The 14,721-nt window shown below is 73.5% G+C and carries 12 protein-coding genes; 1 reads left to right on the plus strand and 11 read right to left on the minus strand.

Annotation, left to right across the window (positions count from 1 at the left end; genetic code table 11):
* Window positions 1-98: 98 nt before the first annotated feature.
* The 7 genes from QSK22_RS06060 to QSK22_RS06090 form a co-directional block, all read right to left on the minus strand.
* Window positions 99-947 carry an HAD family hydrolase gene (locus QSK22_RS06060; RefSeq protein WP_285492983.1) on the minus strand — a complete coding sequence of 283 codons (849 nt, stop codon included), beginning with the start codon at window positions 945-947 and terminating at the stop codon, window positions 99-101.
* Window positions 944-2,092, minus strand: coding sequence for a cysteine protease StiP family protein (locus QSK22_RS06065; protein ID WP_285492984.1), 1,149 nt, complete (start codon window positions 2,090-2,092; stop codon window positions 944-946). The genes QSK22_RS06060 and QSK22_RS06065 overlap by 4 nt, the downstream gene beginning before the upstream one ends.
* On the minus strand, window positions 2,089-3,396 hold the full coding sequence (locus QSK22_RS06070; RefSeq protein ID WP_285492985.1) for a phosphoribosyltransferase family protein: 1,308 nt from the start codon (window positions 3,394-3,396) through the stop codon (window positions 2,089-2,091). Before QSK22_RS06070 ends, QSK22_RS06065 begins: the two co-directional genes overlap by 4 nt.
* 62 nt (window positions 3,397-3,458) lie before the next feature.
* A complete protein-coding gene (locus QSK22_RS06075) occupies window positions 3,459-4,685 on the minus strand; it encodes an HpcH/HpaI aldolase/citrate lyase family protein (protein WP_285492986.1) in 1,227 nt (408 codons plus the stop codon).
* Between the two features lie 278 nt (window positions 4,686-4,963).
* Window positions 4,964-5,542 carry a TerD family protein gene (locus QSK22_RS06080; RefSeq protein ID WP_285492987.1) on the minus strand — a complete coding sequence of 193 codons (579 nt, stop codon included), beginning with the start codon at window positions 5,540-5,542 and terminating at the stop codon, window positions 4,964-4,966.
* A gap of 87 nt (window positions 5,543-5,629) precedes the next feature.
* The gene (locus QSK22_RS06085; RefSeq protein ID WP_285492988.1) at window positions 5,630-6,760 is read right to left on the minus strand and encodes a DUF475 domain-containing protein; all 1,131 of its coding nucleotides are present in this window, start codon (window positions 6,758-6,760) and stop codon (window positions 5,630-5,632) included.
* A 63-nt stretch (window positions 6,761-6,823) separates the two neighbouring features.
* Entirely contained in the window at window positions 6,824-7,402 is a 579-nt protein-coding gene (locus QSK22_RS06090) for a TerD family protein (protein ID WP_285492989.1), read from the minus strand.
* A gap of 392 nt (window positions 7,403-7,794) precedes the next feature.
* Between QSK22_RS06090 and QSK22_RS06095 the strand changes: the two genes are divergently transcribed.
* On the plus strand, window positions 7,795-9,039 hold the full coding sequence (locus QSK22_RS06095; RefSeq protein WP_285492990.1) for a coiled-coil domain-containing protein: 1,245 nt from the start codon (window positions 7,795-7,797) through the stop codon (window positions 9,037-9,039).
* A gap of 47 nt (window positions 9,040-9,086) precedes the next feature.
* Here QSK22_RS06095 and QSK22_RS06100 read toward each other — a convergent pair whose 3' ends face one another.
* From QSK22_RS06100 to QSK22_RS06115, 4 genes are all read right to left on the minus strand, one after another.
* Window positions 9,087-9,545, minus strand: coding sequence for a YbjQ family protein (locus tag QSK22_RS06100; protein ID WP_285492991.1), 459 nt, complete (start codon window positions 9,543-9,545; stop codon window positions 9,087-9,089).
* A 110-nt stretch (window positions 9,546-9,655) separates the two neighbouring features.
* Complete coding sequence (gene rpoD / locus QSK22_RS06105) at window positions 9,656-10,801, minus strand: RNA polymerase sigma factor RpoD (RefSeq protein WP_285493314.1); 1,146 nt, start codon at window positions 10,799-10,801, stop codon at window positions 9,656-9,658.
* 72 nt (window positions 10,802-10,873) lie between these two features.
* Window positions 10,874-12,763: a DNA primase gene (gene dnaG / locus QSK22_RS06110; RefSeq protein ID WP_285492992.1), complete on the minus strand. Its 1,890-nt coding sequence runs from the start codon at window positions 12,761-12,763 to the stop codon at window positions 10,874-10,876.
* A 108-nt stretch (window positions 12,764-12,871) separates the two neighbouring features.
* Complete coding sequence (locus QSK22_RS06115) at window positions 12,872-14,437, minus strand: M20/M25/M40 family metallo-hydrolase (protein ID WP_285492993.1); 1,566 nt, start codon at window positions 14,435-14,437, stop codon at window positions 12,872-12,874.
* Between the last annotated feature and the right edge of the window lie 284 nt (window positions 14,438-14,721).

Genomic DNA, 14,721 nt, shown 5'->3' on the forward strand with positions numbered 1-14,721 from the left:
CATCGAGGGATACCGCGATTGTGGACCTTCGCCGCGGCCGCGGCGACCCCCGGACGGGTGATGTCCTCCCTCGTCCCGGCGGGGTGCACGGTGGTCGGTCACAGTGCGCGCCAGGGGGCGGAGGGCCGGATCGGAGGGGCGTCGCCGGTGGCGCGGGCCAGGAGCCAGGCGGCGATCTCCTCGCCTGCGGCGATGCCGTGGGCGGCGGTCACGGTGGCGTGGGGGGCCGTCCAGCCGGTGTCGTGGAGTTCGCCGTGGGCGGGGCGGATCGCGGCGTCTGCGGCGTCCAGCAGTTCGGCGTCCAGGAGGGAGTCGCCGGCGGCCAGCATCGCGCCTGCGCCGACGCGGCGGGCGACCTCGGCGGCCGCGGCGGACTTGGTGAGCGGCTCGGGCAGGCAGTAGATCTTGCGGCCCTGCAGGGAGGTGCGCCAGCCGCGGGCGGCGCACCAGCCGGTGAGGTCGTCGAACCAGCCGGGCGGCAGCGCGGCCCGGTCCACCACCAGGTAGGCGAACAGGTCGGACGCGACGCGCCGTTTCAGGACGAACTCGCCGCCGGCGGCGGCGAGGTGGGCGCGGATCTCCGCGAGCGGGGCGCGTCCGTCGGCGACGCGGGCCCGCACGGCGGCGGCCCAGTCGGGGTCGTCCGCGCCGTCCACGAGGATGTGGCCGCCGTTGGCGCAGATCGCGTACGCGGGCGGCTTGTCCAGCAGGTGGACGCGGGCGTACTGCTCCGGCGTGCGGGTCGTCACGGGGACGAGGGCGGCCGCGCCCGCCAGCGCCTGCAGGTCGCGGGCGGCGGTCTCGGTGACGTAGGACAGCGGGGCCGCCCGGTACAGCTCCACGCACAGCAGCCGCGGCATGTCCGCGTCGCGGCCCCGCAGGCCGAGCGCCGCCGCCGAGTAGATCAGGGTGCGGTCCAGGTCGGAGCACACCAGGACGCCGCTCACCGGGCGCGTCCCTTCGCGAAGCGGGGGTGGATGAGGCCGACGCAGGCGTACGGGAGGGACGCCGGGTCCACCTCGACCACGGGGACGCCGCGTTCGGCGGCCAGGAGCCGGATGTGCTCCAGCTCGGCCCCGGCGCCGGCGCGCGCCAGGACCTTCCACGGGACGCGGCGCAGCAGCACCCGCGTGGTCTCCCCCACGCCCGGCTTGACGAGGTTGAGGTCGCCGACGCCGTGGTCGGCGCCGATGCGGCGGACCGCCTTCCAGCCCGACCAGTCGGCGGCGCGGGCGGCCGCGCGGTCGGCGGCGAGCTCTTCGGCGGCGTCCTCGGCCACCTGTTCGGCGACGTCGGGGAAGCGGGCGCACACCGCGTCGAGGAACACCGCCGACACGTCGTCGGCGGCGAGCTCGGCGTAGAACTTGGCGCCGTGGTAGTCGCCGGGGCCGATCAGCCGGTCGTTGAGGACGGTCCGGCTGACCAGGCCGGAGACGGTGGAGTTCAGGCAGGCCGACGGGATGAGGAAGTCGTCGCGGGTGCCGTGCAGCGGCGTGCAGCGGCCGGGGTCGGCGAGCACGGCCAGGTCGGCGGGGAAGCGGACGCCGGTGGCTGCGGCGTGCGCGTCGAGCGCGGCGGTCAGCTCCCGGCGGATGGCGCCCTTGCCCGTCCACCCGTCCACGAACATGATGCGCGCCGGGTCGTGGTGCTCGGCCAGGTGGCGCAGGGCGACGGTGTCGATGCCGCGGCCGCGGACGATGCTGATCGAGTAGTGCGGCAGGTCCAGGCCGTGCGCGAAGTGCGCCCAGCGCCGCGCCAGGATCCCGACCGGGGTGCCCGCGCGGGCCAGCGACACCAGCACCGCGCCGGGGCCGCGCGCGGCCAGGACCAGCTCGGTGACCAGCCCGACGGCGTGGGCGACGCGCTCGGCCGAGTCCTCCAGGGCCCGGTGGAACAGCCGCCGGTACTCGGGGCCGGGCTGGTACTCCACCGGCAGCGACTCGGCGTAGTGGGCGCGGCCCGCCTGGATCGCCGCCTCGCGCTCCTCGGTGGGGGCCTCCAGGCGGACGCCGGACAGGTCCTTCAGCAGCCAGGCCACGTCCTCGGCCGGGTAGCTGCCGAAGTCCGGGCCGTGCAGCGGCGCGGGGGTCATCTGCTCTGCCTCCGATGGGCGGGGACGGTCACCAGCAGCACGTCGGCGATCTCGGCCAGTCGGGGCAGCAGCCCGGCGGCCAGGGCGGGGGTGTCGCCGACGTCGTCGACGACCAGGACGATCGCGTCGAAGCCGCGTGCGACGTTGTAGGCGTAGCGTTCGCCGGGGCCGTCGGCGGGGTCGTCGTGGGCGGGGAACACCAGCCGGGTGCGGATGGCGTAGCCGGGGTCGTCGATGGCCAGCACGGGCGAGCGGGTGGTGGTCGAGTAGCGGACGCGCAGATCGGGCCGGGCGTCGGCGAGGGCCTCGGCCAGCCGCAGCGGCGCGTACATCAGCTCCTCGAAGCCGAGCACCAGCACGCGGCGCCGCCCGGCGGGCAGGGCGGCCGCCAGGCGGCCGGCCATGGCGGGCAGTTCCTTGCCGAGCCGCCTGCCGTCGCCGGGCCGGAAGCCGTGCCGCCCTCCGTCGGGCAGGTCGTCCGGCCAGCCGATGTCGACGCGGCGCACGGCGTGCGCGGCGCCTCCCGTACGGCGCTCATCGTGCGACAGCGAGGCGACGAGGCGCTGCCCCTCCGGGAGGATGCCGGCGGGCAGTTCGACGCGGCCTGCGGCCAGTGAGACGGTGTCGATGCGGGCGCCCAGTTCGGCGGCGAGGGCCCGCGTTGCCGCCTGCGCGGCGTCGTCCCGCAGATCGACCAGCGCGGCGACGATGTAGTGCCTCCGGGGCCGCACGGCGTGCAGCGCGCGGATGGTGTTGAGCGCCGTGGTGCCGGTGGACAGCTCGTCGTCGACCAGCACGACGGGGGCGTCGCGGCCGAATGCGAGGGGGTCCGCCGGCAGGATCAGGTGGCTGGTGGCGTGGCTGTGCTCCTCCTCGAACGCGCCGTAGGGGGTGAAGCCGGGGACGGGGCGCCGCGTCGAGTGCAGGTAGTAGGCGTCGCCCAGGGCGTCGGCGACCGCGTGCCCCAGGGCGGTGGCCGTTTCGGCGTATCCGAACACCACGGCCTGCAGGGGCGCATGCGGCCCCTTCTTGTGCGCGTCCCGCAGCGCGACGGCGGCCCCGTCCTGGTGGGCCAGCGCCTCCGCGAGCAGTGCGGCGCCCAGCGGCTCGGGCCGCAGGCGGGCACGGACGAGGCGTCCCAGCAGCAGCCCTGCCCCGTACACCAGGCGCGGGTCGGTGGGCACGTGCTTGCCCAGGACGGACGACACCAGCAGGTGCGCGCGGCGCGGGTTGCGGCGTACCGCCAGCCCCACCAGGTCGGCCAGCCCCACCCCGGCCGGCCGCTCCCGGTCGACGAGCCGCACGCCCAGACGCGCAGCGACCCACTCCCCCGGCCACACGCGCCCGGGGCTTTCTCCCCCGGCGGTCACCGGCGGCTCGCCGCTTCCAGCAGTTCCACGAACGTGACACCCTCGGCCGCCACGCCGAACACGCGGGCCCGCATCATGAGCCGTTCGGCCCACGCCCGGTGCGGTTTGGCCTCGTTCATCTTGTTGGCGTAGGCACTGGCCATGGCGCCGCCCCCGGTCACCTGGAGGATGTCGGCGGCGTCGCAATACTCCTCGTGGGTGACGACCGACAGCGCGTGCACCGCCGCGACGTGGCTGGGGTGGATGACGGTCTTGCCGATGAGCCCGTTGGCCTTGTCCAGGTGCACCTCGCGGATGAGCCCGTCCAGGTCGGAGGTGATGAGCCGCTCGCGCAGCGGGGTCGCGCGCTGCCGCTCGAACGGCGACTGCCGCAGCTGCGGCTTGAACATGCGCTCGCCCGCCGAGAAGTACTCCCACACCGGGCCGGTCACCACGTAGCCGGTGCCGTCGGCGCGGCCCAGGATGTTGACGACGTCGGAGATGGCGTCGGCGACCGGGCGGATGTCGTAGATGGTCAGGTCCGGAGGGCGGCGCAGCCCGTAGGCGGCGGACAGGTCGGTGGCGCCCAGCCGCACCGCCAGCACCCGGTCGCGATGCTTGGCCAGCAGCCGCGCCACGTCCTGCAGCAGGTCGGCGCGCGTCTCGCGGTGGATCGCCTCGCGGCTCTCGATCACCGGCATGGCCAGCAGCCGCCGCCCGGTGCGGGCCGCGGTGTCCTCCAGCGCGTCCAGGAACGCGCCGCCGGCGGCCGCGGTGAACTTCGGCAGGACGAACCCGCTCACCAGGTCCGCGGCGGGGCCCAGCCGGTCCACCAGGTCGCCGATCTGCTCGGCGGCCCGCACCCGGATGAACAGCAGCGGAATGTCGGGGCCGCGGCGCGGGCCCCCGTTGCCGCGGCCGTGTGCGGCGTCTCCGGGCTCGTCGCCGGCCGCGCCGGCGCCGCGGTCGTGCAGTTCGCGGAACGCCCGGACGGTGTTGGCCTCCGCCATGGGCACGTCGGCGTCGGCGACGGCGTCCTCCAGACAGACCACCATGCTCGCCACGCCGCGCCGGGCCGCCTTGACGATGTCGTGCTCCAGGGACGGGCGGGTGCCCGGGCAGTACAGGGTGGCGCCGAGCGCGACCGCCAGCACGTCGCGGTCGTCGTGCCGGTCGAAGGGCCGGGGGTGCCGGTAGAACAGGTGCTTGCGATGCCCGATGTCGATGTGGTCGAAATGACGCACGCCGGGTCCTTCCCCATCGCCGAAAGGGCCCCGCCCTCGCCGTCCCACTCCGCATGGGCGTCGGCGAACGGGCCTTGGGCCGCCGCCGTTTCGGACGCCCACGGACACTTCAGAGTATGTCCGTCAACGAGTGGAACCGACGATACGTTCCCATCCGTCCCCGCACGGGCGTGAAACGCGTCCCGGCGCGCCCGCGCGCGCCGAACACGACGGCCGGGCGCGGCCGCCGTGAAGCGGCGCGCACCCGGCCGTCGGTGCTCCGTCGGTGCGCCCGCCCGTCACAGGTGGGCGGCGACCACCGGGAGGAGGTGCTGGAAGGTGCGGCCGGTGGCGGCCGCGCCGATGGCGGTCATCGCCCAACCGCCGCCGTCCCGGGAGACCTTCGCCATGATCTGCGCGTTGTGCCGCCCGGAGCCGCTCAGCTCGTAGCGGGCGATCTCCTGGCCGGTGGTCTCGTCGACCAGCCGGCAGAAGGCGTTCTGGATCTGCGAGAAGTCCTGGCCGGTGAAGGAGTTGACGGTGAACACCAGCTGGGTGATGTTCGCCGGGACGGCGGTCAGATCGACGTTGATGACCTCGTCGTCGCCCTCCCCCTCGCCGGTCAGGTTGTCGCCGGTGTGCAGCACCGAGCCGTCCTTGCTGCGCAGCTGCCGGAACCAGACCGAGTCGACCAGGTTCCCGGCGGCGTCGAACAGCAGGCAGGAGGCGTCCAGGTCGATGGACTGCGGCCTGGAGCGGCCGAACAGCCCCTTGCGGGGCGCCGCGTCCCAGCCCAGGCCCATCCTGACGCGGGTCAGACCGCCTCCCCCCGCTTTGGTCAGGGAGACCTTCTGCCCCTTCTGCAGCGAGATCGACATCATCGGCTCCTTCGCGTGAGCGGTGCGGGGTGCGGCTCGGACCTGTTGACGGACCTGGGTGGACGGACCTGGTGGACGTGCGGGCGATCAGACCTTGGTGGAGTGCAGCTCCTTGTCTCCGCTCGGGCCGCCGGACGCGGCGTCGGCACCCTCGCGCCGGTTGCGCAGCACCGAGGACAGGAACGCGGCGATGATCAGTCCGGCGCCCAGCCCGCCGGTGATCCACTCGGGCACGTGGTGGCCGACGCCGACCAGCATGCACACCGCCAGCGCGCCGATCGCCCAGTGCGCGCCGTGCTCCAGGTAGACGTACTCGTGCAGGGTGCCCTTGCGGACCAGGAACACCGTCAGCGACCGGATGTACATGGCGCCGATGCCCAGGCCCAGCGCGATCACGATCGGGTCGGTGCTGATGGCGAACGCGCCGATGACGCCGTCGAAGGAGAACGAGGCGTCCAGCACCTCCAGGTAGAGGAACAGGAAGAAGCCCGCCTTGCCGGTGGCCAGGGCCAGCTCGCTCGGGCCGCCGCGGCGCGCGGGCTCGGCCGCCTGCTCGCCGGCCTGCGCGGCCTCGCCGTCCTCCTCGTCGTCCTCGCCGGCCTCGGAGAACAGCTCGCCCAGCCCGTTGACCAGGATGTAGGTCAGCATGCCGAGCACGCCGGCGATCATCACTTCGCCCGGGTTGTCGGCGAAGTAGTGGGCGACCGCCACCAGCGCGCCGCCCGCCACGACGACCGCGAGCTGGTCCAGCTTGCCGATGCGGGCCAGCGGGGCCTCCAGCCACGGCAGCCACTTGTCGGCCCGTTCCTCGAAGACGAACTCCAGGAAGAGCATCATGAGGAACATGCCGCCGAACGCCGCGATCATCGGGTAGGCGTCCCGCATCAGCTCGTGGTAGCGATGCGAGTCGTTCAACGCCAGGTCGAACGCCTCGATCGGGTTGAGCGAGGCGGTGATCCCCACGATGACCAGCGGGAACACCAGCCGCATACCGAACACGGCGATGGCGATGCCGACGGTCAGGAAGATCTTCTGCCAGAACGGGTCCATCCGTTCCAGCACCTTGGCGTTGACAACGGCGTTGTCGAAGGACAGCGAGATCTCGAGTACGGCCAGCACGGCCACCAGTGCCAGGCCCAGACCGCCGTCGTACAGGAAGGCGGCGATCAGGCCGACGATCGTGACGGCGAAGGACCACCCGAAGGTGCGAAGAATCATGCGCGTGTTTCTGCTCGTTGGGGGGAACCGACGATCGGAGCCGGACCGGCCGCGGCCGGCGGCTCAGCCGACATTGACACCGAAGTCCATGGCGATCCCGGCGAGGCCGGAAGCGTAGCCCTGCCCGACGGCGCGGAACTTCCACTCCCCACTCCGCCGGTACAGCTCCCCGAAGACCATGGCGGTCTCGGTGGAGGCGTCCTCGGTGAGGTCGAACCGCGCCAGCTCGGTGCCGTCGGCGCGGTTGACGATGCGGATGAAGGCGTTGCGGACCTGCCCGAAGTTCTGCCCCCGCGCGTCGGCCTCGTAGATCGACACCGGGAACACGATCCGCTCGCAGCCCTCGGGGACGGCGGTCAGCTCGACATTGATGACCTCGTCGTCGCCCTCTCCCTCGCCGGTGAGGTTGTCCCCCGTGTGCTCCACCGAGCCGTCGGGGCTGCGCAGGTTGTTGTAGAAGACGAAGTGCTGGTCGGACAGCACCTTGCCGTCCGGTCCCAGCATCAGCGCGCTGGCGTCCAGGTCGAAGTCGGCGCCGGTGGTGGCCCGCACGTCCCAGCCCAGGCCCACGGCGACGGCGGTCAGGCTCGGCGCGGCCTTGGTCAGCGAGACGTTGCCGCCTTTGGCGAGTGACACACCCATGGTCGGTCCACTCCCTCGGAGACTCGTTGATCAGAACTTCACGCCGAATGTCCATGGCGCTGCCGGCCGCCGGGCGGGCGCCCGCCCGGCCGCGCGCGGCCCGTGCTCGACCGTGGCCCGGAGGGCCGCGCCGGTCACCGGGGCCGTCGGGAGACCGATGGGGAAGGCGGTGCCGCTTCCGCTGCGACTGACGCCCACGCTGCCTCCTGATCGCTGGCTGCCGGCGCCGATGCGCGCCGCGCCGTCTCGACGCTTCGCTATACCGACGTTGCAGCGATGCTATCCGTTCCCCGAGTTCCGGTCGGCCCCCAGGTGTCGCCGGACACAACCGGCGGAAGGTGTACGGGACGGGCGGCTGAGCGAGACTGGAGCCGAGCGAAGGGAGGGCACCGTTGCTGGGAGCGGGGGACGCCCGCCGGCGAGGCCGGGGCGCACAGGCGGCGGACGCTGCGGCCCAGGCCAGGGACGCGGCCGCCGCGGCGTTCTACGACATGGACCAGGCGCAGAAGTACGTCGAGGACCGCGTGACGCTGTTCGCGGACCTGGACGGCGCGGCCGCCGCCCCGGTCCGCACGGAGTTCGAGGGGCTGAGCCGGAACGCCGACGCCGCCGCCTCCGCCTACATCGCCGTCGTCGACGCGCACGACCTGTCCGAGGACCGCACGCCCGCCGAGTACGACGCGGCCCGCCGCGCCTTCCTGGCCGTCACCGACCGGCTCCGGGAGGTCACCGGCCGGCTCAACGGGTTCGCCGAGCGGCTCGCCCCGCAGATGCGGCGCCTGGAGGCCGCGCTGGACCGGCTGCCGCCGCGGCTGACGGCCGCCCGCGACGCGGTCACCGCCGCCGACGCGGCCGTGGCGCGGGCGCGCGAGGAGGGGTTCGACGCCGCCGAGCCGGAGGCGCAGCTGGCCCGGGCCCGCGAGGCGCTGGCGCTGGTGGGCTCGCCGGGGCTGGGCGGGCTCGGCCTGGCCGGGGCGATGGAGAAGGCCGAGGAGGTGCGGCAGCTCGCCGACCGCGCCCGCGAGGCCGCCGAGGAGCTGCCCAAGCAGGCCGAGAAGGTGCGCAACGGCATCACCGCGGTGCGCACCCGGGTGGACGTGGTGGCGGGCCGCGTGGAGGCGGTGCGGCAGGCCATGCGGCAACTGCTGCGCGGCTACTCGCAGGCGTGCTGGCAGGATCTGCGGGGCGCGCCGGAGGCCGTCGAGGCGGCCGTGGAGCGGGCCCGCGAGCGGCTCGCCGAGGCGACGGCGCACGCGGGCCGCGCCGAGTGGCGGCAGGCGCAGCAGGCGCTCACCGCCGCCCGCACCGAGCTGAACTCGGCCGACCGCCGCGCCGGGCAGGTGACGGGGCGGGTGGCGCAGCTGGAGGAGGCCGCCGCCGACCCCGGCAAGCCCGCCGACGCGGTGCGGTTCGCGGTCCGGGACGCCCAGCGGATGGCGGTCGCCGCGCCCGGCGGCCCGGCGCCGCACCACGCCCGCGCGCTGGACGCCCTGGTGGAGCGCCTGGAGAAGGCGCCCTCCCTGCTCACCGGCACCCACCCCGACTACTGGGGGTACCTGCGGGAACTGGACGCGATCAAGACCGCGGCCGGCGACGTCGTCACCCGCATCCGCGCCGAACGCGCCGCGGGCGCCTGACCCCGGCGCCCGCCTTCGGGCACCGCAGCGGAACCCGGCGCGGCGGGTCAGCGGGGACGGTCGTGGACGCCGATGGTCAGATTGCGGGCGGCCATGGGCGCTCCGCCCGGCTGCGGGTCCCCGTACGGCGGCATGTGCGGCACGGCCGGGGACTGCTGCGCGGCGACCTGGTCGCGCGGGGCGCCCGCGGCGGGCTCGGCCCACACGGCGGTGCCGTAGGCGCACACCTCGTGCCCGCCTCCGGCGAGCGCGACCGAGTCCATCCGCATGCCCACCACCGCGTTGGCGCCCTTGCGGCGCGCGTCCTCGACCAGACGCTCCAACGCCTGGCGGCGCAGCACGGCCAGGCCCGCGCCCGGCTGCTCCCCCGTCACGCGGAAGGTGCCGCTGGCACCCCCGTGCGCCCCGGCACGGCCCTGATCGGTCTGGACGGCGACGCCCATGGCCTCGCCGAACGCACTGCGGATCTCGTGCCCGGCCAGCACCTCAGTCGTCACGATCAGCATGGCTCCCACCGTAATCCACGGGACGCGGGAGCGGGCCGATCGGGCCGTCCCGGCGCATCCTCCGCCCCGGCGGCCGGTGTCCGGGAGCGCCGGTCCCGGACACCGGCCGGTCAGTCCAGGTACTCCCGGAGCATCTGGGCGCGGGAGGGGTGGCGCAGCTTGGCCAGGGTCTTGGACTCGATCTGCCGGATCCGTTCCCGGGTCACACCGAACTCGCGGCCGACCTCCTCCAGGGTGCGGGGATGGCCGTCGGTCAGCCCGAAGCGCAACTGGATGATGCGCTGCTCGCGGTCCGACAGCGTGCCCAGGATGTCCTCCAGCTGGTCCTGCAGCAGGATGAACGCCGCGGCCTCCATCGGCACCACGGCGTCGGCGTCCTCGATGAAGTCGCCGAGGTCGGAGTCCTCCTCCCCGATGGGCGACTGCAGGGACACCGGTTCCTGGGCGATGCGCTGGATCTCCACCACGCGGGCGGGCGGCAGGCCCATCTCCCGGCCGATCTCCTCTGGGGTGGGTTCGCGGCCGAGGTCCTGGTGCAGCTGGCGCTGCACGCGGACCAGCTTGTTGATGGTCTCCACCATGTGCACCGGGATCCGGATGGTCCGGGCCTGGTCGGCGATGGCACGGGTGATCGCCTGGCGGATCCACCAGGTGGCGTAGGTCGAGAACTTGAACCCCTTTGTGTAGTCGAATTTCTCGACTGCGCGGATCAGTCCGAGATTTCCCTCCTGGATCAGGTCGAGGAACAGCATGCCCCGGCCGACGTAGCGCTTGGCGATGGACACCACCAGGCGCAGGTTGGCCTCGATCAGGCGTTGCTTCGCTCGCGCCCCCTCGCGAGCGAGCAGTTCGAGATCGAGCCGTTCCATCGGGGAGAGGATGGCGGTGTGCCGCAGCTTCTCCTCGGCGAACAGGCCCGCCTCGATCGATTTCGCGAGTTCGACTTCATCTTCTGCCGTGAGCAGCGGTACGCGACCGATCTCCCGCAGGTAGATGCGAACCAGGTCGCTCGTCGGCGCCCGCTTGCCGAGGTCTCCCTCATCCGCTCGCGTGACGTCCTCGGTCTCCTGCGGAGACTCCAGGACCTCTACCCCCTGCTCTGCGAGCATCCGGACGACCCGCTCCAGGGAGTCGTCCGGCAAGTCGGAGCGATCGAGAGCGGCGGCGACGTCGTCGACCGTCACACCGCCGCGCTCTCTGCCGCGCGCGACGAGGTCCGCCACCTGGTCAACCGATGGCGCCTCGCTTGGCAGCACCGAAGGGCCCACGATGACAGTCTGCGTCACGAAGGGCCTAGATCACAGGACCCATTTTCCGGGTCCCGTGACTCACTGGGAGCCAAGCCCGCGCTCGCGCAACTCCCGTCTCTGCTGCTCAAGCGCGACAAGATCGCCGAACAGCCGGTTGTACTCCTCGACCTGCTCGGCCGGATTCAGCCGCGCGAGTTTAGATTTGACCTCGGCGATCATGCGCGTGACCTGGCGTTCCTGGATACGAGCCAGGAGGTCGGCGGCATATCGGTCGTCCGAATCGCCGGCGTACAGCACGGGTTCCACCGCCAGCCGCGTGATCAGCTCCCTGACCTGCTCGTTCGGCGCGTGGTCGCGCAGCAGGCCGGCCCACTCGGCGGCGCTCACCGGCGCGGTCACGCCGCCCGCGGCCGCGATCACCTGCCGCACCGCCGCGTGCGGCGGCGCCAGGAAGTCCTCGGCGGGGATCTGGTCGAACTGCGGGCCGAGCACCGCCGGCCGCTGCACCGCCAGCTTCAGCAGCTCGCGCTCGCGCTGCACGTCGGGGTCGTTCGGGTCGTACGACGGCCGCCGCGGCGCCGCCGGGGCCGCCTGCCCCCCGCCGCCGGCGCGCCCGTTCGCCCGCGCGGTCGGCCGCTGCCGCGCCGCCAGCTCCCGGACGCGGCGCAGCACGAACTGCTCGTCCATGATGCCCAGCCAGCGGTCCAGGCTGATCGCGTACATCTGCCGCAGCGCCCGGTCCTTGATGGAGGCCACCACCGGCGCGGCGGCGTCCAGCGCCGCCAGCCGCCCCTCGGCGGTGTCCAGGTCGTAGTCGCCGATGCGGCTGCGGATGGCGAACTCGAACAGCGGCAGCCGGGAGGCCACCAGGTCGCGCACCGCCGCGTCGCCGTACCGCACGCGCAGGTCGCACGGGTCGAGGCCGTCGGGCTGGACGGCCACGAACGTCTGGGTGACGAACTTCTGCTCCTCCTCGAAGGCGCGCAGCGCGGCCCGCTGCCCGGCCGAGTCGCCGTCGAAGGTGAAGATCACCTCGCCGCGGAACTCGTCCTGGTCCATCAGCAGCCGGCGCAGGATCTTGATGTGCTCGCCGCCGAACGAGGTGCCGCAGGTGGCGATGGCGGTCGGCACGCCCGCCAGGTGGCAGGCCATCACGTCGGTGTAGCCCTCGACGACCACGGCCTGCCGGCGCCGGGCGATCTCCTTGCGGGCCAGGTCGGCGCCGTACAGCACTGAGCCCTTGTGGAACAGCGGCGTCTCGGGGGTGTTGAGGTACTTGGCGGTGCCGTCGTCGTCGTACAGCTTGCGCGCCCCGAAGCCGATGACGTCGCCGCTCAGGTCGCGGATCGGCCACACCAGCCGGCCGCGGAAGCGGTCGATCGGGCCGCGCCGCCCCTCCTTGGCCAGCCCGGCGGTGACCAGCTCGCGGTCGGCGAAGCCGCGCCCGCGCAGGTGCCGCACCAGGGCTTCCCACTCGCGGGGCGCGTAGCCCACCCCGAAGCGCTCGGCGTCTGCCGCCTCGAACCCCCGCTCGGCCAGGAACCTGCGCCCGATGACCGCCTCCGGCGCGGCCAGCTGCTCGGCGTAGAACTCGGCGGCGACCCGGTGCGCCTCGATCAGCCGGGCGCGCTGGCCGGCGTCGCGGCGGGGGGTGGGGCCGCCGTCCTCGTAGCGCAACTGGATCCCGGCCTTGGCCGCCAGCCGCTCGACCGCCTCGGTGAACGACAGGTGGTCGATCTCCTGGACGAACTTGATGACGTCGCCGCCGTTGGAGCAGCCGAAGCAGAACCACAGCCCGCGCGCGGGCGTGACGTTGAACGAGGGCGACTTCTCGTCGTGGAACGGGCACAGGCCCTTGAGGTTGCCGCCGCCGGCGTTGCGGAGCTGGAGGTACTCCCCGACCACGTCGGCGATCGGCGAACGCTCCCGTACGAGTGCGATGTCCTCGTTGCGAATCCGGCCGGCCACGGCGGCGAGTCTAATCCGTCGGCCCGACAACCCGGGCCCGCCGCCCGCGACCGGTGCGGGGGTGCCGATCCGCCCGCGACCGGACGCCCGGAGGGGGCGCTTCGCGGGTCAGCGCACCCGGAACCGGTCGAACATCCGGTACACGAACTCGGTGCCCCGCCTGAGCGCGTCGACGGCGATGCGCTCGTCGTTGCCGTGCATGCTGACGAGCTGGTCGTTGTCCAGGACATAAGGGTAGACGCCGTACCCGGGGATGCCCCGGGAGGTCCACGGGTACAGGCTCGTCCCGGCCTCGAACAGCGCCGGGGCGAACACCGCGTCCGGGTAGGTCTTCCCGGCCGCGTCCTTGATCGCGGCGAACAGCGGCGTGTCGATGGACGACGGCGGCCTGGCGAAGGTCTCGTCGAGCCGCTTGAGCGCGTCCTCCTCGCTCTCTCCGGCGTTGCCGACGAGCTTGACCGCCACGCCGCGGCCGTCCAGCAGCCCGCGGACCTGGGCGAGGAACTCGCGCGGCCGCTGCCCGCCCGGCACGCCCCGGCAGTTGATCCGCAGTGTGGCGGTGGACGGAATGACGTTCTCCTTGTACCCCGCGTCCTCGATGACGAAGGCGTGCGTGGTGCGCAGCAGTGCGCGGTGCAGCCACGGGTAGGAGCTGCGCTTGACGACGACGGCGGCGGCGCGTTCGCGGGCGGCCTGGGTGCGGGCGGCCAGCATCAGCTCGATGGCGCGGCGGAAGGCGGCGTCGTCGGTGGCGCGGGCCAGGGCGGCGAAGTACTCGCGGGTGACGGGCGTGAGGGTGACGGGCGCCAGCCAGCCGTCCAGAAGGGTGACGGCGCGCGACAGCCTGGCGACGGCCGAGCCGGGACCGGGCTTGGAGGAGTGGGTGGCGGTGCCGTCGGCGACCAGGTCGAGGTTGAAGTAGACCTTGTCCTGCCGGGTCACGGTGATGAGCATGGGGGTGCGCCCGTCGCGCCGGGCCAGGAACCAGCCGCCCTCGGTGAGCACCATCCCGGCGTCGACCTTGTCCCAGTGCCGCTCGGCGAGCCAGCGCGACCCGTACGGGCCGGACTCCTCGTCGCAGTCGGTGAGGACGATGATGTCGCGGTCGAACTTCGCGCCCTCGTCGAGGTGGCGCAGCAGGGCGGAGACGAACGCGGCGTTGGCGCCCTTCATGTCGAGCGCGCCGCGCCCGTAGATCTCGCCGTTCCTGACGACTCCGGCGAACGGGTCCACCGACCACTTGGAGCGCTCCACCGGAACGACGTCCGAGTGCCCGAGCAGCAGCAGCGGGGGCGCCGCCGTGGTGCCCTCGATCCGGGCGATCAGGTGGACGTTGTCCCGCTTGGGCGTCGGGACGATCTCGGCGGACACCCCGGCCGACTCCCAGACCGACTTGAGCATCCGCGCGTGCGGGAGCGTCACGCCGCCCTCGCCGGGGTTCTGGGTGTCGTAGGCCAGCATCTTCTTCAGCAGGGCCAGGGGGTCCAGGTCGGCGGGGTCCACGCCGGCGGGCGCGGTGCGCGCTCCGGCCGGGACCCCGGCGAGGGTCTCCCCGGCGACCAGGCCGCCGGCCAGCAGTGCGGCTCCGGCGCCGGTGCGGCCGAGGAACGCGCGGCGGGTGATCGGAGCAGGTGGGTTTCGGTCGGGCTCCCGGGAGTCGGTCGTCGTCGACATGGATCTCCTTTACTCCGGTATTGGCGGGATTCCGGAAAAGGGCCGGGAACACCCAGGCGGCGGGGGCTGCCCGGGGTCCGCGTGAACGCGGCGTACAGGCCGACGTCGGCGCTGTTTCGGCGCTGTTTCGGCGCTGTTTCGGCCGGCGGGACGGTGACGGGCGGGCCGGTGGTCGGGCTTGCGTCGGCGTAAAAGTCGGGATCGGCCTGTTATTCGACGTCGGCACGGCATCGCCGGTATGCGCGGTTCCGGTCGGGAAGGCCGACCGCGCCCGGCAGGTCGTC

Origin of the sequence: Actinomadura sp. NBRC 104425 (assembly GCF_030269545.1) — a bacterium.
GTDB classification, from domain to species: domain Bacteria; phylum Actinomycetota; class Actinomycetes; order Streptosporangiales; family Streptosporangiaceae; genus Spirillospora; species Spirillospora keratinilytica.